The organism is Paraburkholderia sp. Ac-20342, from assembly GCF_017104985.1.
Classification (GTDB): Bacteria; Pseudomonadota; Gammaproteobacteria; order Burkholderiales; family Burkholderiaceae; genus Paraburkholderia.
Genome location: NZ_JAAGPQ010000011.1, coordinates 78,516 through 97,192 on the forward strand (window position 1 = coordinate 78,516; position 18,677 = coordinate 97,192).

At 63.1% G+C, this 18,677-nt stretch carries 14 protein-coding genes and 1 pseudogene; 8 read left to right on the forward strand and 7 right to left on the reverse strand.

All coding sequences use genetic code 11. The features are described 5' to 3' along the window. The first annotated feature begins 74 nt into the window (after positions 1–74). Both G3N58_RS06560 and G3N58_RS06565 read left to right on the forward strand, forming a co-directional pair. Positions 75–1,346: a YeaH/YhbH family protein gene (locus G3N58_RS06560; protein WP_167045933.1), complete on the forward strand. Its 1,272-nt coding sequence runs from the start codon at positions 75–77 to the stop codon at positions 1,344–1,346. A 233-nt stretch (positions 1,347–1,579) separates the two neighbouring features. After that, positions 1,580–3,103, forward strand: a complete 1,524-nt coding sequence (locus tag G3N58_RS06565) for a SpoVR family protein (protein WP_167045930.1) — start codon at positions 1,580–1,582, stop codon at positions 3,101–3,103. A 193-nt stretch (positions 3,104–3,296) separates the two neighbouring features. On the opposite strand, the gene G3N58_RS06570 is transcribed toward G3N58_RS06565, so the two are convergent. From G3N58_RS06570 to G3N58_RS06590, 5 genes and pseudogenes are all read right to left on the reverse strand, one after another. Continuing rightward, positions 3,297–3,656: a DUF1493 family protein gene (locus G3N58_RS06570; RefSeq protein WP_205998809.1), complete on the reverse strand. Its 360-nt coding sequence runs from the start codon at positions 3,654–3,656 to the stop codon at positions 3,297–3,299. Further along, positions 3,656–4,087 (reverse strand): annotated as a pseudogene (locus G3N58_RS34590) (STM2901 family protein). The gene G3N58_RS06570 and the pseudogene G3N58_RS34590 overlap by 1 nt, the downstream one beginning before the upstream one ends. Positions 4,088–4,300: 213 nt before the next feature. Next, positions 4,301–4,522 (reverse strand): hypothetical protein, encoded by a 222-nt coding sequence (locus tag G3N58_RS06580; RefSeq protein ID WP_167045924.1) that lies wholly within the window; start codon positions 4,520–4,522, stop codon positions 4,301–4,303. A gap of 159 nt (positions 4,523–4,681) precedes the next feature. Continuing rightward, a complete protein-coding gene (locus G3N58_RS06585) occupies positions 4,682–5,611 on the reverse strand; it encodes a LysR family transcriptional regulator (RefSeq protein ID WP_205998810.1) in 930 nt (309 codons plus the stop codon). Positions 5,612–5,795: 184 nt separating this feature from the next. Continuing rightward, positions 5,796–6,569, reverse strand: a complete 774-nt coding sequence (locus G3N58_RS06590; RefSeq protein ID WP_205998811.1) for an SDR family oxidoreductase — start codon at positions 6,567–6,569, stop codon at positions 5,796–5,798. Between the two features lie 190 nt (positions 6,570–6,759). Here G3N58_RS06590 and G3N58_RS06595 point away from each other — a divergent pair, with 190 nt between their 5' ends. Then, positions 6,760–7,686, forward strand: coding sequence for a LysR family transcriptional regulator (locus tag G3N58_RS06595; RefSeq protein ID WP_167045915.1), 927 nt, complete (start codon positions 6,760–6,762; stop codon positions 7,684–7,686). A 541-nt stretch (positions 7,687–8,227) separates the two neighbouring features. Further along, positions 8,228–9,850, forward strand: a complete 1,623-nt coding sequence (locus G3N58_RS06600; RefSeq protein WP_205998812.1) for a DUF3300 domain-containing protein — start codon at positions 8,228–8,230, stop codon at positions 9,848–9,850. Between the two features lie 217 nt (positions 9,851–10,067). Here G3N58_RS06600 and G3N58_RS06605 read toward each other — a convergent pair whose 3' ends face one another. After that, positions 10,068–11,513: a DHA2 family efflux MFS transporter permease subunit gene (locus G3N58_RS06605; protein ID WP_167045908.1), complete on the reverse strand. Its 1,446-nt coding sequence runs from the start codon at positions 11,511–11,513 to the stop codon at positions 10,068–10,070. A 202-nt stretch (positions 11,514–11,715) separates the two neighbouring features. Here G3N58_RS06605 and G3N58_RS06610 point away from each other — a divergent pair, with 202 nt between their 5' ends. From G3N58_RS06610 to G3N58_RS06620, 3 genes are all read left to right on the forward strand, one after another. Next, positions 11,716–12,576: a LysR family transcriptional regulator gene (locus G3N58_RS06610; protein ID WP_167045905.1), complete on the forward strand. Its 861-nt coding sequence runs from the start codon at positions 11,716–11,718 to the stop codon at positions 12,574–12,576. A gap of 212 nt (positions 12,577–12,788) precedes the next feature. Beyond that, positions 12,789–13,835, forward strand: a complete 1,047-nt coding sequence (locus G3N58_RS06615) for an NAD(P)/FAD-dependent oxidoreductase (protein ID WP_205998813.1) — start codon at positions 12,789–12,791, stop codon at positions 13,833–13,835. Positions 13,836–14,322: 487 nt separating this feature from the next. Continuing rightward, positions 14,323–16,326 carry a PAS domain-containing sensor histidine kinase gene (locus G3N58_RS06620; RefSeq protein ID WP_205998814.1) on the forward strand — a complete coding sequence of 668 codons (2,004 nt, stop codon included), beginning with the start codon at positions 14,323–14,325 and terminating at the stop codon, positions 16,324–16,326. Positions 16,327–16,369: 43 nt separating this feature from the next. Here G3N58_RS06620 and G3N58_RS06625 read toward each other — a convergent pair whose 3' ends face one another. After that, positions 16,370–17,767 (reverse strand): MFS transporter, encoded by a 1,398-nt coding sequence (locus G3N58_RS06625; RefSeq protein WP_167284014.1) that lies wholly within the window; start codon positions 17,765–17,767, stop codon positions 16,370–16,372. 233 nt (positions 17,768–18,000) lie between these two features. Between G3N58_RS06625 and G3N58_RS06630 the strand changes: the two genes are divergently transcribed. Then, positions 18,001–18,144, forward strand: coding sequence for a hypothetical protein (locus G3N58_RS06630; protein ID WP_167045893.1), 144 nt, complete (start codon positions 18,001–18,003; stop codon positions 18,142–18,144). Positions 18,145–18,677: the final 533 nt, after the last annotated feature.

Here is an 18,677-nt window from a genome sequence, read left to right on the forward strand (position 1 = left end):
GGCGGGCGTTTCGCGCACCCGAAATATGAGTGCGGCTGCAGGAGATCGCGGCTGCATGGGACGGGAGACCGGGCGTGCTTCATCAAATTATCGACCGCAGGTTGGCAGGCAAGAACAAAAGTATTGCGAATCGCGAGCGTTTTTTGCGCCGCGTCAAGAACTATATTCGCCGCGCGGTTTCGGAGGCCGTGCGCGACCGCAGCATCAAGGACATTCAAAACACCCAGAGCATCACCATTCCGCGCAAGGACATCGCGGAACCGTCGTTCCGTCATGGCCCCGGCGGCAAGCGCGAAATGGTGCACCCCGGCAATTCGGACTATATCCGTGGCGACAAGATCCAGCGTCCGCAAGGTGGTGGGGGTAGCGGTGGCGGTAGCCAGGCCAGCAACGAAGGCGAAGGTCAGGACGACTTCGTGTTCGAGTTGAGCCGCGAAGAATTCATGCAGTACTTCTTCGACGACCTCGAACTGCCGCGTCTCGTCAAAACCCATCTGATGGCCGTGCCGACGTGGAAAAGCATCCGCGCGGGCTGGGCCGCCGAAGGCACGCCGAACAATATCGACGTGGTCCGCTCGTTGCGCAGTGCGCTGGGCCGGCGCATCGCGCTCGGTGCGCCGCTTGTCAACCAGTTGCGCGAGATGGAGCGGCAACTCGAAGAGCTGAAGGCCGATCCCGCCGATCGCCGCGAAGAGATCAAGCTGCTCGAAGACGACATCCACCATTTGAAGGGACGCATCTGGCGGATTCCGTTCATCGACCCGTTCGATCTGCGCTACGTGAATCGCGTGAAGCAGCCCACGCCGTCGAGCCAGGCCGTGATGTTCTGTCTGATGGATGTGTCCGGCTCGATGGACGAGCAGCGCAAGGACCTCGCCAAGCGCTTTTTCATCCTGCTGTACCTGTTTCTCAAGCGCAATTACGAGCGCATCGAGGTCGTGTTCATTCGCCATCACACGCGTGCCGAGGAAGTCGACGAAGACACGTTCTTTCACTCGACCGAAAGCGGCGGCACGGTGGTGTCGAGCGCGCTCGAACTGATGCGCAAAGTCATGGAGGAGCGCTATTCGCCGACTGAATGGAATATTTACGGGGCGCAGGCGTCGGACGGCGACAACTGGACCGACGATTCGCCGAAGTGCCGCAAGATACTCGCGGATGACATCCTGGAGAAGGTGCGGTATTTTGCGTATATTCAGGTGACGCCCGAAGAGCAGAACCTGTGGCTCGAATATGCGCAACTGGCCCTGACCCAGCCGCATATGGCGATGAAAAAGGTGGAAACCGCAGCCGATATCTATCCGGTGTTTCGCGAGCTGTTCGAGAAGCAGGCGGCGACTTCGTGACGGAACGCCCGTTGCGAGAAAGCACCTGATCGATGAAGCGCGCGGCGCGCACTCCTGCGACAAGATTCAGCACAGGTCGTATGAAAGGGCGCCGCGACGCACAAGGCGTGCCGCGGTCACAATGGGGGCATGCCGAGGCGAGGGCGGAACGGTAGCCGTCCGAGCCGGAGCAGTCTGCCATGCTGCAGCACGGGACACGCCGGAACGCCCCGCGAGGGCAAAGGGAAGTCCGTATGAACGTAGCCGATAGAAGGCCTCTGCCGTGCCCGTCCGACTGGACCTTCGAATTGATCGAAGAGTACGACTCGCATATTGCCCGTGTTGCGGAGCAATATGAGCTCGACGTGTATCCGATCCAGCTCGAACTCATCAGCGCCGAACAGATGATGGACGCGTACGCGTCCGTCGGCATGCCCGTGAACTACCGTCACTGGTCGTTCGGCAAACACTTTCTTGCCACCGAAAAGAGCTACCGTCGTGGACAGATGGGGCTCGCGTATGAAATCGTCATCAACTCGAACCCCTGCATCGCGTATCTGATGGAAGAGAACACGATGACGATGCAGGCGCTCGTCATCGCGCATGCGGCCTACGGGCACAATTCGTTCTTCAAGGGCAACTATCTGTTCAAGCTCTGGACCGATGCCCACGCGATCATCGACTACCTCGTCTATGCGAAGAATTACATCGCCGAGTGCGAGGAACGCTTTGGGCTCGACCGTGTCGAGGAACTGCTCGATTCGTGCCACGCGCTGATGAACTATGGCGTGGACCGCTACAAGCGTCCGCAGAAACTGTCGCTCGAACGGGAATTCGCCGCACGCCGCGAACGCGAGGCGTATCTGCAATCGCAGGTCAACGAGTTGTGGCGCACGCTGCCGACGCGGCATACGCCGTTGCCCGAGGAAGTCGAGGAGCGCTTTCCGCCCGAGCCGCAGGAAAACCTGCTGTATTTCGCGGAGAAAAACGCGCCGCTGCTCGAACCGTGGGAGCGCGAAGTGATTCGCATCGTGCGCAAGATCGGCCAGTACTTCTATCCGCAGCGGCAGACCCAGGTCATGAACGAAGGCTGGGCGACGTTCTGGCACTACACGCTGCTCAATACGATGTACAACCAGGGCAAGCTCGAAGACGGCTTCATGATGGAGTTTCTCCATTCGCACAGCAACGTCGTCTATCAGCCGCCGGTCACGAAGCCGTACTACAGCGGCATCAATCCGTATGCGCTCGGTTTTTCGATGATGAGCGACATTCGCCGCATCTGCGAGGCGCCGAGCGAGGAAGACCGCAAGTGGTTTCCGGAGTTGGCCGGCAGTCCGTGGCTGCCCGCGATGCATTACGCGATGCGCAACTTCAAGGACGAGAGCTTCGTCGCGCAGTATCTGTCGCCGCACCTGATCCGCGAAATGCGCCTGTTCTCGGTGCTCGACGACGACATGCGCGATGCGCTCGAAGTCTCGGCGATTCACGACGACAGCGGCTATCAGTACGTGCGCCAGGCGTTGTCGCGGCAGTACGACATGCATCACCGCGAGCCGAACATTCAGGTGTGGGCGGTCAATACGCGCGGCGATCGCAGCCTGACGCTGCGGCACTTCATGAGCGACAACCGGCATCTGTCGTCCGATAGCGATGAAGTGCTCAAGCACATGGCGCGGCTGTGGCAGTTCGACGTGTACCTCGAAAGCGTCGATGAGAACGGCACTGTCAGAAAGCGTTACGAGTGCCGCTATGTGCCGCCTTCGGTGAGGGTTTGATGGTGTGGCGGGTTGGATCCGCCTGAGGGTCCGCCTGATTCTGTTGCTGCGCCGTTTCGCTTCAATCCAAAGCCCTGGCTGGTCTTGCGACTGGCCGGGGCTTGGTGTTTATTGCGAGTGGAGTTTGCGCTCAGGCTTTGCCTTCGGGCATGTCACGATGCGGATGCACGACCTGGCGAACCTATCGCTCGCTTTATGAGTCGTGCCTTCCTTCCAGCGAGGCCGAATCCCATCTGCCGAGCGCTGCGGCATCGGCGAGCATGCCGACCGTGATCGGCACGCGTTCAAGTGCGCCGTGCTTTTTCCTGAAGAGCACGGTGACGAGCGAGAGGATGAGGCCGGACCCTTCGTTCACGAAGTAGCGATCGAAGCTGAAGTCGCCGACGTCGACGTTGAAGGCGTCGAAAAACTTCTCCATGAACGTCTCGGCTTCAATGCCTGTCAGGTCCAGGTCGTCCGTGAGCTTCGTTTGAGCGGTAATCTGCTTGCGCTGCGAGATTCCGGTTCGTGCGCGCACGAATTCTTCGATGGCGCCCAGCCGTTGATGGTCCATTAGTACACCCGGTCTTCCGGTTTCACGAGCAGGTTGTAGTGTCTGATACTTTTGTAGGTAACGGTTGTCGCATCGTAGGCGAGAAACACTTCTCCGATGACTGGGATTGATCGCCCTACGAATACACCGAGATTGTTTGTGAAGAGGATTTTCAGTTTGCGTACGCTTTGCAATGTGAGCGTCGGAAGTATACGAAACTTGATCTCGTAGTCCAGATGCCGGCGAGAAACACGCGATGCGATCGATGTGCCTTTCGTTGTGCCTATTGGTTTGCGCCGTGTTGGCAGGAACGGCTAGCCGGCGAGAATTGCCGAAACGCTCACGAGATCATCGACGCCCAGTCGTTGCGATGCCTCGTCCAGAAAGACCAGAAAGAAGAGTTCAGGCGGAGAGAGATAGGTGTGAACGCCATAATTATAGGTAGTACTCATAGTTCCTCCATTAAATCGTCGGAGGAATATAGCAAGCGCGAATTTCGGGATGGCGCCGATTGTCAAAGTTTGACAATCGGTAGAGAAAGACTTGGCTATGTCGAGACTCAGAGAAGTCCTGTGGCTACCTGTAACACACGCCATCAAGGATGGTGCCATGACACAATAAACCCATACGCCCGTGCGTACAAAACCAACAGAAACAAAATACCCTCAACTCACAACAAGCCGCATCCCCCACGCATGCAACAGATCGCGCAGCGTCTCGGCCTGTTCCATCTTCGCGTCGCCTCGCAGATGAATCTGCACGGCACGGCCCGCGATGCCGTCGATCGGTTGCGCGAGCCATAACTCCACGGCAAGCCCGAGGCCGTCCGGCTGATTGTCGAGAACAGGCTCGATCACGCGCGGTCTGAAACAGGCATGCTCTGACATGGCGAATCCCCTTTGCTGCGATGACGGAACGCCTTTATCGTAATTAGCGGCACGGATAGGGCCAAGCAACAAATACGCGTTTGCTAAGCAAGGAATGCTTAGCAGAAAAATCGTGTTCGACGTCGCACTGATCGGTGCACGCCCGGCACCGCTGTCGTGTCAGGCCGCCGCTTCACGCGGCGCACCGCCGGTCAGCGAAACGATGAAATCGAGGAACGCGCGCACCTTGGCCGGCGGATGATGCCGCGACGGATACAGCGCATATAGCGGATACACCGCGTCGCCCCAGTCCGGAAACAGATCGACGAGCTTGCCGCTCGCGAGCAGCGATTCCGCCCCGAGCCCGGGAATCTGCGCGATGCCCTGGCCCGCGACGCAGGTGCTATGCAAGGTCCCCACGTCGTTGACGGTCAGGCGTCCTTGCGGCGTAATCACGAGCTTCCTGCGGCCGCGATGGAATGCCCACGTGAACGGATAGCCCGTCGACGGATCGCGAAACTTGATGCACACATGCTTGCCGCTTTCGAGTTCGGTTGGGCTCGCGGGCTGCCCATGCTTCTTCAGATACGACGGCGCGGCCACGGTCAGAATGCGCGTGTCGAGCAGCTTGCGCGCGACGAGCGTCGAGATGAGCGGCTCGCCGAAGCGGATCGCGAGATCGAAGCCATCGGCGACCATATCGCCGAGCTGGTCGCGCGTCATGAGTTCGAGCTGCAGATCGTGATGCTTGTCGACGAAGCTGCCGAGCCTCGGCCCCAGCACGAGTCGCGAGAAGAACGGGTCCATGTTGACGCGCAGCCGGCCGCGCACGGCGGTCGCGCCTTGAGCGGCCGATGCCGCCGCTTCCTCGAGGCCGCTCAGCAGCGGCACGATCTGTTCGTAGAAGCGCCGGCCTTCGTCGGTCAGCGTGACCGAGCGCGTGGTGCGATCGAAGAGCCGGATGCCGAGGCGCGCTTCGAGCCGCGCAACCGAACGGCTCACGCCCGATTGCGACATGTCGAGCGCTTCACCGGCGGCTGCGAAACTGCCGCAATCGACGATCGCCGTCAGCACGCCCATGCCGTTGAGCATGCGCTCGTCAAATGGCATCTGAATTCCTTGCAGATATCCGTGATGCCCGACATGCTAACTCGAAAGTCTGTCCGATTTCACACGCTGACGCGCGAAAGTGACACCCGTTGCGCATAATGGATGAGAAACCGGCATGAACGGGTCAAAAGGCATGCTCGGGTGTCAAGCATGCCGCAGCGGCGAAGCGCGCCGGTCGAAGCGCTTATTTGGTCGTATAACCGCCGTTGATCAGAATCGTCTGCCCCGTGATCCACCATCCGTCGCTGACCAGATGACGGATGAAGGGCACGACGTCGCCGATATCGGTGAGCCCGGTTCGGGAGAATTTCGACAGCGCCGCCGCGCTCTTGTGATACTCCACCGCATCCGCGCCTTCCGCCGGATAGAAGAACGGCGTGTCCATTGGACCCGGGCCGACCGCCGTCACCGAAATGCCGCGCTCGCCGAACTCCTTCGCCGCCGCGCGGGTGAAGTGCTCGACGGGCGCCTTGGTGCCGGCATAGGCCGCATAGAACGGCGTGAACGCGCCGAGCAGCGAAGTGACGAGGGTGACGATCTTGCCGTTGTCGGCGACGTGCTTGCCGGCCTCGCGCAGAAAGAAGAACGCCGACTTGGCGTTCACGGCGCTCATCTCGTCGTATTCCGCTTCGCTGATTTCCGTGAATGGCTTCTTCAGCACCTTGCCGACCGTGTTGATCGCGATGTCGGGGCGGCCCACGGCGGCAACGACGTCGGCGAATAACTTCTCCATCGCGCTCGCCTGCGTGAGGTTCGCCTGGAATGCAATAGCCTGTGCGCCGGCCGCCTGGATCGCGGCGACCGTGCTGTCGGCATCGGCCTTGGTGCTCGCGCTGTTGTAATGGACGGCCACCGCTTTCGCGCCATGTTTGGCCAGATCGCGTGCAATCAACCCACCGAGGTTCTTCGCTCCGCCTGCGATCAGGACGGTTTTGCCTGCAATGCTGTGGTCTGCCATATCGTGTCTCCGTCGAAGTTGTGCGGTGTGCGACATGCAACCGCGTGATTCACCGATGATATAGTCCTTAAAAAACAGATAAAGCCCTTAGTTCTGACAGGACTGAACAGAAATACCGACCAATTGCACGCGCCAGCGTCACCTGTTCAGGCGAGCGACGCTCGTCTGCCGCTCGTCTGCGAATACGCCTATGGACCGAATCGACCTGCTCCGTATCTTTGCCCGCGTCGTGGAGTGCGCCAACTTCACGCGAGCCGCCGACACCCTGGCGATGCCGCGTTCCTCCGTGTCCGCCGCCATCCAGGAGCTCGAGGGCCGTCTCGGCACGCGCCTGCTGCACCGGACGACGCGCAAGGTGTCGGCCACGCTCGATGGCTCGGCCTTATACGAGCGTTGCCTGCATCTGATCGCCGACATGGAGGACACGGAAAATCTGTTCCGCCAGACGCGCAGCACGCCCAGCGGCAAGTTGCGCGTGGACATGCCGGCGCGCATCGGCCGTCTGATCGTTGCGCCGGCGCTGCCCGGCTTCCTCGAGCGATATCCGCAGATCGATATCGAGATCGGCATGACGGATCGCGTCATCGACCTGGTCGAGGAGCGCGTCGATTGCGTGCTGCGGGTCGGTACGCCGCCCAATTCTGCGCATAACTCAGCGCTGTCCGCGCGCAGCGTGGGTGACCTGGCGCTCATCAATGTGGCGAGTCCGGCCTATCTGCAGCGTCATGGTGTGCCCGAGCGTCCCGAGGATCTCGACGATCACTGGATGGTGGGCTACACCTCGCGGTCCAGCGCGCAGGTTGCGTCATGGGAATGGATGGAAGGCGGCGTGAGGCGGGCGATGCCGCTCAGGTGCCGGGTCAGCGTCAATAGTGCGGAAGCGTATATCGCGTGCTGCCTGTCGGGTGTCGGTCTCATTCAGATTCCTGCCTATGACGTGCAAGCGCATTTGCGGACGGGCGAACTCGTGGAAATTCTCGGTGCGTATCGTGCAGCGCCCATGCCCATGATGTTGCTTTACCCGCAGCGGCAGCAACTCTCCCGTCGCCTGCACGTTTTCGCGGATTGGCTCGAAGCGTTGCTCGTTGCGGCTTGCATCCGGTCTGTTGCGTCGTGATGGGTTTCGTTCAGGCCAGGAAACATGGCGGACCTCGCACGCCGGTAGTGCGTTTACCTTTCCCGAAATCGTAAATAGATGTATCAAATCGTTTTTTCTTGACTCGTGAAAAAACGGCTATTAGCGTAATTTTATAGTGGCAGTGCATGCTATACGCGTCAAGCAAAAAATCCCGATTAATCTTTAATGCTGTTTTTTAAAATATTAAAAACTGGCGAATAAATATTATCGATAATCGCCATTCCGGTCGGGCAATCCGGTTTCGGAAAAAACGATGTTTCACCCGCTATCGACGGGCGGTATTTTCGTTACCGGATGGCTCGAGTTCAAACACGGGGGTGGGCCAGCTCCGCCTGAAGGCACCGCTCGTCTGACCGTTACCGGTCCGGGCGTTTCCCCGGCGATCGTGCCGCGCGGCGCGCACAGACTGTTACATAAAGACCGACGGGAGAAGTGCACGAAGCTGGTTCAAAGGTCGTTACTGTCAATACGACCATTCCAGATCAACACGCCAAATCAACACGCCGATAAGGACAATGTCATGAAAAAAACTTTGCCGTTTTATGATCGCCATGCCCGAACACTCGTCGCGTCGTCACTCGTGATTGCACTACTCGGTCTAAGTGCCTGCAACCAGAAGAGTAATGACAGCAACGACAATGTCCCGGCCGCGAGTCAACCGGCCGCCGCGAGCGTAGCCGATGCGGCCAGCGCCGCCTCGGCCGCGCAGCCGGCGCCGGTTGCCTACACGCCGCCGAGCGCGGACCAGCTCTACCAGCTGGTCGCGCCGATCGCGCTGTTTCCGGACAAGCTCGTCGCGCTGGTGCTGGCCGGCTCGACTTACCCGGACCAGATTGAGGCCGCCAACACATGGCTCGGACAGAACCCGACGCTCAAGGGCACCGCGCTGACGTCGGCCGCGGATGCGCAACCGTGGGACGCGTCCGTCAAGGCGCTTGCGGCATTCCCGGCGACGCTCTCGCAGATGGCGTTGAACATGGAGTGGACCACCGCGCTCGGTCAGGCCTACTACCACGATCCGAACGACGTGCTGAACGCCATCCAGGTGATGCGCCAGCGTGCGAAGTCGGCGAACCATCTCAGCTCGGGCAGCCAGTTGCGCGTCACACAGACCACACAGAGCGCGCCGCCGCCGTCCTATACGCCGGCGCCCAGCGGCCCGGCGATTTATGAAGGACCGCCGATCGTGCCGCCGCCGCCGCAGACCATCGTGATCGAGCCGACCCGTCCCGACATGGTCTATGTGCCGGTCTACAACCCGGCTGTCGTCTACGGCACCGCCGCCGTCTACCCGGGCTATGCCTACCGGCCGGTCTACGGCACGGGCGCGGTGGTGACGGCGGGCGTGCTGTCGTTCGGCGTAGGCATTGCCGTCGGCGCGCTGTTCAGCCACCACGACTGGGGCTGGCACGCCTGGGACGTGAACTGGGGCGCACCGCATGCGGGCGGTCCCGCGTGGGGCAACTGGCAGCGGCCGGCCGTGGTGTATGACCACAAGACCTATATCTCGAAGTCGACAACCGTCGTCAATAACATCAACAACGTCCACAACACGCGGATCACGAACAACTACGGCACGACCAATAACAACGTCGGCAACCTGATCAATCGCGGTGCGCCGCCTGCCGGGAATGCGGCCGCGCAGCAGATGCGCGAGCAGGCGGCTCGGGGGAATCCGGCCACGATGTCCATGCCGCATTTCGGCGCGAACGCCGCGCAGCCCGGCGAGCGGCCGACGTCGCATGAGGGCGGGAACCATCCGAACGCCATGGGTACGCCTTCCGGCGCGCAGCATTCCGTGGCGCAGATGCATGCCCAGCGTGGCGAACCGCCTCAAGGCGCGGCTCATCCACCCGCCGATGCGATGCCGGGTCCCAACGGAGCGCATGAGCCGAACGCAGCGAACGGCACGACGCATGACATGCCGATGCGGCAGGAAGCGGAGCAGCGCAGCGAGGCCGAGGCGCAGCGCAATGCGCAGCCCGCACCGACCCCGCAGCCTCAGCAGCACGAGATGCAGCAGCACGAAGCGCCGAGCCCGGCACAGGCGCCGAGGCCAGCGGGACATGCGCCGCACCCGCATCCCGCACGGGCTCACGCGGCAGCTCATCCGCAGGGGCATGCGAGACAGGAGCGGCGCTGATTCCTCGGTGAATCCGCTGTGATTTCGCAATGAAGAGCGAAGGTTCGAGGCGGGTTGCGGGCCGGTCGTCGATCCTCGCGTGAGGCGCGCGCAACCATGGCGCGTCTCACGACCGAGATGCGGCGCTCGGCGTTATGCCAATGCTCCGGCGAGCCCGCAACGCAAACCCAGTCGTTCAACCGCCGCGTGTCAGCGCACGTGCGCCCATGGGCTTCGCTCAACGCCCCGTGCTTGGCGCCGCCTGGCCGCGAATCGCGGGCGTGCCGGACGGATGATCGAGGTGACGGAAGACCCACGCGGACACGAGCGTAATCACGCCCACGCAGACGAACGCGAGGCGAAAGCCGAGCGCCGCCGACCCCCATTGCGCGGAGAACAGGTTCACGAGCCCGCCGCCGATCGATACGCCGAGGCCGATCGCGAGCATCTGCACCATCGAGAACAGGCTGTTGCCGGCGCCGGCGTCTTCGTGCGAGAGGTCCTTGAGCGTGACGCTGTTCATCGCCGCGAACTGCATCGAATTGGCCGCGCCGAATACCGCGAGGATCACGATCTCGACGATCAGCGGCGTGCCGCGCGAAATCAGCGAGAACGCGACGATCGACGAGCCGACGATGATCGTGTTGACGAGCAGGAACGTCTCGTAGCCGTAGCGGCGCACGAGCGGCGCGATCCAGCGCTTGGAGAGCGTGCCGGCCAGGGCCGCGGGCAACATCATGAGGCCCGAATGCAGCGGCGAATAACCGAGTTGCAATTGCAACAGCAGCGGCACGAGAAACGGCACGGCGCTCGAACCGACCCGGCAGACGAGATTGCCGATCAGCCCGACGCTGAAATTCGGCTCGCCGAATAGCGAGAGCCTGAAGAGCGGGTCACGCCGATGCTTCGCGTACGGAATGTAGGCGAGCGCGCTCGCGACCGCCAGAGCGAACAGGCCCGCCGACCATGCCGCGCGATGCGAGGGCACCGGCGCGTCGATCGCGAGCGAAAACGCGATCATGCACAGCGACAGCAGAATGCAGCCGATGAAGTCGAACGGCGGCGCTTTGGTTGCGTCGTGCGAGGGCAGATAGCGCTGCACCGCATACAGACCGACGATGCCGATCGGCACGTTGATGAGGAAGATCCAGTGCCACGTGATCGCCTGCACGAACCAGCCGCCGAGCGTCGGCCCGGCGATCGGCCCCAACTGGCCCGCGATCGACACGAACGCGAGCGCCGAGACGTACTGCTCGCCCGATACGCTGCGCAGCACCGCGAGCCGTCCGATCGGCAGCAGCATCGAGCCGCCGAGGCCTTGCAGCACGCGCGCGAGCACGAGCTGGCCGAGCGTATGCGCGCTCGCGCAGCACAGCGAGCCGAGCACGAACACGAGAATCGCCGCGAAGTAGACGCGGCGCGAACCGAAGCGGTCGGCGAGCCAGCCGGAGGCGGGCGTGAGCATCGCCATCGTCAGCGTGTAGGCGACCACGATGGGCTGCATCGCGAGCGGCGCGACGTGCAGGCTGTTCGCGATCGAGGGCAGGGCGGTGTTGACGATCGTCGTGTCGAGCGACTGCATGAAGAAGCCGGCGGCGACGATCCAGAGTAGCGCGGAGTGGGAAGAATCCTTGGTCATTTTTCGACGGCGCGATGCGGCGGCAGTGGCCGGTGCGTTGGCCATGGTGGCGACCGAAGGAACGCGAAGGAACCAATACGCCGCGGCGGGAAGGTCGCGGCGTACCTGTGCGATCTCGGTCACAGTGTGCCGCCCGAGCCGGGTAAGCGGGAATTCCGTCATCTTATTGACATCTCCGTCAATCGGGAACCCCACTAGGTTTGCTGACTGTTATCGACTTTGCCGATAAGCAGCGCGACAATGCCGCATGCTCAATCCGATCTGGCTCAAAACCTTCTCGACCGTCGCGGCCTGCCATAGCTTCACCGAGGCGGGGCGGCGGCTCAATCTCACGCAGTCGAGCGTCAGCGAACATGTCCGGCGGCTCGAACAGAGCGTGGGCCGGCGCCTGTTCGTGCGCGACACGCATTCGCTCGCGCTGACGCTCGACGGCGAAGCCATGCTCGCGCATGCGAGCGTGATCCTGCAGGCGCTGTCGCGCGCGGAATCGCAGTTTCGCGCGCCGCGCCTCAAGGGACGCGTGCGGCTCGGCTCGTCGGACGACATCGCGCTCGGTCCGCTGCCGACCGTGCTGGCGGCATTTCGCAACGCGCATCCCGACGTCGAGCTCGAAATCACGATCGGCATGACCGGCCGGCTGTACGAACTGCTCGACGCGGGCGCGATCGATCTGCTGGTCGGCAAGCGCCGGCTCGGCGACCGGCGCGGCGTGCCGCTGTTCTCCGGGCGGCTCGAATGGCTCGCGCGCACGGGCACGCTCGTCGATCCGGGGCAGCCGCTGCCGCTGATCCTCGCCGCCGAGCCGAGCGTGACGCGCGCGGTCGTGCTCGACGCGCTGGCGGAGGCGGGTGCGAGCTGGCAAGTGGTCTGCACAAGCAGCAGTCACTCGGGCAGCATCGCGGCCGCGCGCGGCGGGCTCGGTATTACGGTGTGTCCGCAGTACCTCGTCGCGCGCGGGCTCGCGGCGCCGCTGAACGCGGCCGCGCTGCCGACGCTGCCGTCGGTGGAATTCATCGCGCTCGCGGCGAAGCGCCTGAGCCGCCCGGCGGGCACGCTGCTGCAATTGCTGCACGACAGCGATCTGCGCGGTTCGTGGATCGGCGAGTGACCGGAAGGCATGGGTGGGGCACGGCGTTTGCGGGGTGCTGAACGCGCATCGAGCGCGTTGAGCATCCTTACCGCCGACGATGGCATCGTTGCCGCTGTTCGGGCGATTCGGTATGGTGGGTTATCGGCAGTCTGATTGCCGTTGCGCGTTTTGATTGCGCGCGCGCCTGCCGTCGTTTTTATCGATGCTTCCCGGACCCGGAGAACCCGCCCATGAGCGCCACCGCCGACCTATCGCAACCGATCCGCACCGATGTCCTGATCGTCGGCGCCGGTCCCGTGGGCCTGTTCGCCGCGTTCGAGGCCGGTGTGATCGGTCTCACCTGCCAGATCGTCGATGGGCTCGGCCGGGTCGGCGGCCAGTGCATCGAGCTCTATCCCGACAAGCCGATCTACGACATTCCCGCGATTGCGTCGTGTACCGCGCGCGAACTGGTCGAGCGTCTACAGGCGCAGGTGAAGCCGTTCGACGTGCCGATCCATCTCGACCAGCGCGTCGAAACGGTCGAGCAGCGCGACGACGGACGCTGGACCGTGCGCACGCATCGCGGCCTCGTCTTCGATGTCGCGGCGATCCTGCTCGCCGCCGGCAACGGCGCATTCGTGCCGCAAAAACTCGTGCTTCCCGAAGCTGCTCCGCTCGAAAAGCGCCACGTGCACTACAGCGTGCCGCGGCTCGCCGATTTCGCCGGCAAGCGCGTGGTCGTCGCGGGCGGCGGCGATTCCGCGCTCGACTGGGCACTCGCCTTGCGCGGGGTCGCGCGGCGCGTCACGCTCGTGCATCGGCGCGCCGGTTTCAGCGCGGCCGATTCGAGCGTCGCGCAGATGCGGCGCGCGGTCGACGCGGGCGAGATGGACTTCATCGTCGGCGCGATCGCGGGACTCGGCGTCGAGGATGGCGCATTGAAGTCGCTGACGCTGCGGCATATCGACGGCGAGACGCAGATCGAGACCGAGCATCTGATCGCGCTGTATGGACTTGTCGCCGACCTCGGCCCGATCGCGCAGTGGGGGCTGACGCTTCACGGCGGACGTATCGACGTCGATACGTCGAACTACGAAAGTTCGCGGCCCGGCATCTTCGCGGTCGGCGACATCGCGAATTATCCGAACAAACAGAAGCTCATTCTGTCGGGCTTTCACGAAGCGTCGCTCGCGTTGCGCAAGGCATACGGCTATGCGTATCCGGACAAAAAACGCGTACACGTCCATTCGAGTTACGACGCGAAGCTCGCGGAAAAGATCGGTTCGGCGGGGTGAGCGGTGGGCCATAGAACAGTTTGCCGTACGTGACCGCGGTCCTGCGTTATTGGCCGGCTGGCTGACTCGATGCCGCAGCGACATGCGCGGCATCGCCTTTCCTTTTGGCATCCTGATGAAAATCCTGCCGACGATCGCGAATATGTTTTTCAATCGCGAGCGTCCCGTTGCAATGCGGTAGCTGGCCCGACAACTCATTCACTGAGCAATCCGACAAATAGCGCGCCGCAATACGCGTACAACGACATGCGGCGCGGCGCAACGTTGCAGTAAATACGGAGTGGCAAAGCAGGGCCCGGCGTATAAGCTGTGCGCCTTATAAACCTGAAATCTGCGAAAGATTCGCGCAGTGCCGCCAACGCGCCTGTGCACCCCGGCCAACCGAGGGGCCGATCATGCACGCATCGCGCGGCGCCCGTCATTCGACTACGCGCCACCGCCCGGGCACAACGTATGCTTGAGACAACAACCCTTATACGTGCATGCCATGACCGAGTCCGATCTTCCTTCTTTCCGCGAAAACGGCGAGCCCGCCCAGTTGCAGGCCGAAGTCGCGCCGACGTCGCCCGGCGGCGCCACTACCGGTATCGCTAGCGCCATCGATTACTCGTCGCTCGTGCAGGCCATCGAGGACTACGCGATTTTCCTGCTCGACGCGGGCGGCCGTATCGTCAGCTGGAACGCCGGCGCGCAGAAGTTCACGGGCTATACCGAGAGCGAAATCGTCGGTCAGCATTTCTCGTGCTTCTACGCCGAGGAGGCCGTTGCGCGTGGCTGGCCCACGTATGAACTGGAGCAGGCCGCGCTGACCGGCCGTTTCGAGGACGAAGGCTGGCGCGTGCGCAAGGACGGCACGACGTTCTGGTCGAACGTCGTGATTACCGCCATCCGCAACCCGGCGGGCGAGGTCACGGGCTTCGCGAAGATCACGCGCGATCTGACCGCGCAGCGCGAGTATCTGGAAGCATTGCGGCAAAGCGAGGAGCGCTTTCGTCTGCTCGTCGACAGCGTCAAGGACTACGCGATTTTCATGCTCGATCCCCAAGGCTGCGTGGTGAGCTGGAATGCAGGCGCGGCGCGGATCAAGGGCTATACGCACGACGAAATCGTCGGGCGTCATTTTTCGCTGTTTTACCTGCCCGAGGAAGCCGCGGCGGGCAAGCCCGCGCGCGAACTCGCGATCGCCCGGCAGATCGGCACCGTCGAGGACGAAGGCTGGCGCGTGCGCAAGGACGGCACGACGTTCTGGGCCAACGTAATCATCACGGCCGTGTACGACGAATCGAAACGGCTGCGCGGCTTTGCGAAAGTCACGCGCGATCTGACCGAGCGGCGGCGCCGCGAAGAACTCGAACGCTCGGGCGAGCGCATGCGCGAATTTCTCGCCACGCTTGCGCACGAGCTGCGCAATCCGCTCGCGCCAGTGCGCAACGCGGTCGGCGTGATGCAGATAGAAACCGGCCTGAGCCCGGCGCTCGCCCTCGCGCGCGACCTGATCGACCGCCAGGTCACGCACCTCACGCGGCTCGTCGACGATCTGCTCGACATCGGCCGCATCATGTCGGACAAGGTCGAGCTGCGCATCGCGCGGGTCGATCTCGGCGAGCTCGTCACACGCGCGATCGAGGCCGCGCGGCCGTTTACCGATGCACGCGAGCAGCGTGTCGCCGCTTACGTGCCGGCCGAGCCCGTCATCATTCGCGGCGACATGACGCGGCTCGTGCAGGTATTGCAGAACCTGCTGCACAATGCGTCGAAATTCTCGCCGCAGGGGTGTGGCATCGACGTGATGGGGCGCGTCCACTTCCGTATGGCCGTGCTCGAAGTGCGCGACCCCGGTTGTGGCATTCCGGTGCGCTCGCTCGACAGGATCTTCGAGCTGTTCGCGCAGGAAAAGGACCACGAAGGACTCGGCGAGGGCGGTCTCGGCATCGGCCTCACGCTATGCAAGTCGCTCGTCGAAATGCATGGCGGCAGCATCGTCGCGAGCAGCGAGGGGCCGGGCCTTGGCAGCACGTTCACGCTGAGCTTGCCGCTTGCCGGAGGACTTGCCGAAGCCACCGGCGAAGACGCCGGTGTGGCGGCTCCCGAGGTCGAACCGCTGCGGGTTCTGCTCGTCGACGACAATCGCGATTCGGCCGACAGCCTCGCGATGCTGCTCGAACTCAAGGGCCACGAGGTGCGTATCGCCTACGAGGGCGAACAGGCGCTGCCGATCGCGGCGCGCTTCGCGCCGCATCTCGCGCTGATCGACCTCGCGATGCCGAAGATGGACGGCTATGCGACGCTCGCGGGAATGCGCGCGATGCCCGAACTGGACCGCACGATGTTTGCCGCGATGACCGGCTTCGGCCATGCGAGCGATCTCAAACGCACGCGCGAGGCCGGCTTCCATGCGCATCTCGTGAAGCCGGTGGAAATGGCGGTGCTCGATACGCTGCTTGCACAGGCGGACGCGCGTTTGCGCGTGCCGATAACCTGTCGACGCTGATACCGAGGGCGTCTGTGCGCACTCGGGAGCCGCCCGGCCCCGCCTAACCCCGCCCGCCGCGCGAAATCTCTTCGCCCGCGCGCAGCGGCATGCGCATCGTGACCGGAATCGAGGCGAACGAGCACAGCCCGACCACGAGGAACGCGGGCCAGAAATCCGACCACATGATGCCCGGATGCCCGTGCAGCACGCGCGAAATCTGCAGCACGATCCCGCCGACCGTCACGCCGAGACCGAGCGACATCTGCTGCACAACGCTGCCGAGGCTCGTCGCGCGGCCGACGTCGCGGCTCGCGATTTCCGCGTAGGTCAGCGAGTTCAGGCTCGTAAACTGCAACGCGGGGAAAAAGCCGCCGAGCAGCACGACGACCCAGATAATCCACGTCGGCGTGTGCGGGAAGAAGAGCCCGCAGGCGGCAATCGAAATGCCCGAGAGCGCCGCGTTGAAGACGAGCACGGTGCGGAAACCGAAGCGGCGCAGCACGCTCGACGCGATCGTGCGCATGAACATGCCGCCGAACGCGGACGCGCAGGTAATCAGGCCCGACTGGAATGCGCTCATGCCGTGGCCTTCCTGCAGCAGCAGCGGCAGCAGGAACGGCAACGCGCCGAGACCGATACGAAATAGCGAGCCGCCGAGCACGCTCGCCTGGAAGGTCGGCACCCTGAAAAAGCGCAGATCGAGCAGCGGCAGCGGGACGCGCAGGGCATACACGGTGTAGAGCGCGAGCAGCACCGCGCCGATCGCGCACATGCCGAACGCGTCCGTGTTCGAGATCAGTTCACCGCCGATCAGCGAAAGCCCGAGCAGCAGCAGCACCGCGCCCGCCGCGGACAGGATGAAACCGATCCAGTCGAGCGGCCCGGGGTCGGGCTCGCGCGTGTTCGCGATGTAGCGGTTGGTCAGATAGATGCCGAGAATGCCGACCGGCACGTTGATGAAAAAAATCAGCCGCCAGTGCAGATAGGTCGTGATGAAGCCGCCGAGCAGCGGGCCGGCCGCGGGGCCGAGCATCGCGGGCACGCTCAGATAGTTCATCGCGCGGATGAAATCGGCTTTCTCGACGACGCGAAAAATGATGATGCGCCCGACCGGCACCATCATCGCGCCGCCGACGCCCTGGATGAAGCGCGCGACCGTGAAAGTCGCGAGCGAATTCGATGCGGCGCACAACAGCGAACCCGTCACGAAGATACCGATGGCCGTGCGGAAGATCGTGCGCGCGCCGAATTTGTCGGCGAGCCAGCCGCACACGGGGATGAACACGCCGAGTCCCAATACGTAGCTCGTTACGGCGATTTTCAGCGTGACCGGATCGCGCCCGAAATCGCGCGCCATCGCCGGCAGCGCGGTGACGATGACGTTCGCGTCGACGCTTTCCATGAACATCGCACACGCGACAATAAGGGGTGCAATCAGGGCTTTCTGGGCGGCGGACATGGCGGCGGGGCTGCGGCAAAGCACCACGGGTAAAGGGGGCATTATTGCACCTGTGCGGTGCGGATGGTGGATGCCGGCCCTGTCGATATCGCCCTTTTTCAGTTTTTGACATGTATAGCGGCCCTAGCGTTACGGTGATCGTCAGTTTTTGTTGCGCTGCGCCATGAAAAAGATCATAATCGGGTTATTGCTTAGGTATAAACCCTTATCACCCTAATTCGAGAGAGCCCATCATGAACGTCGCATCGACCGCAGTCCGTTCCACTCCTGCTACCACCACGCTGTTCGGCAAGCTGCGCGCTCTGGCGCTGCACGCGCTTCATCTGCATGTGCAGAACTGCGCCATGATCGCCGAAGCGTATCGCCGCCCGCTGTAAAGCCCGCCGGCGCGCAAGGCGCCTCGTGGTGAAGTCGTCGATGCCCGCTCCAATAGCGGGCATCGTGCTTTCTGGCCCCGTTTTTAGGGAGGAGCCGGGCGGTCAGAGCCCGGTTCGATCGGATGTGGGTGGAATCGTCTGAGCATACTGGGCCTGTGCGTTGCCGGCGCGGGCAGGCCGTTGTCGGCTGCGCCATCCACATACGGTTCCTCGGGACATACCCGAAGTCCTTCGCTTCAGACCCGCGATCGTTTTCTCCCTCAGAAACCGAATCGCGCCGAATCTCCGGCACGGCGCGATGGGCCGTGCCGCGCCTTGCGGCGCGCTCCCGCGCCTGATGACGGCACGCAAGGCGGCCGATCCGATGCCGCGAGCCCAAGCCTTTCAACCAGCTCCTTCCGCAGACGCGCCGCGCAACCGGACCGACAGCGAAATGGCTCATGCTGTCAACCTTTTGCACGCTTTGTCGTTATCTCTTTGTAATCGCCGACACAGGCGATACCGCGCGCGACGCCCCGTTGCCGCGACCGCTC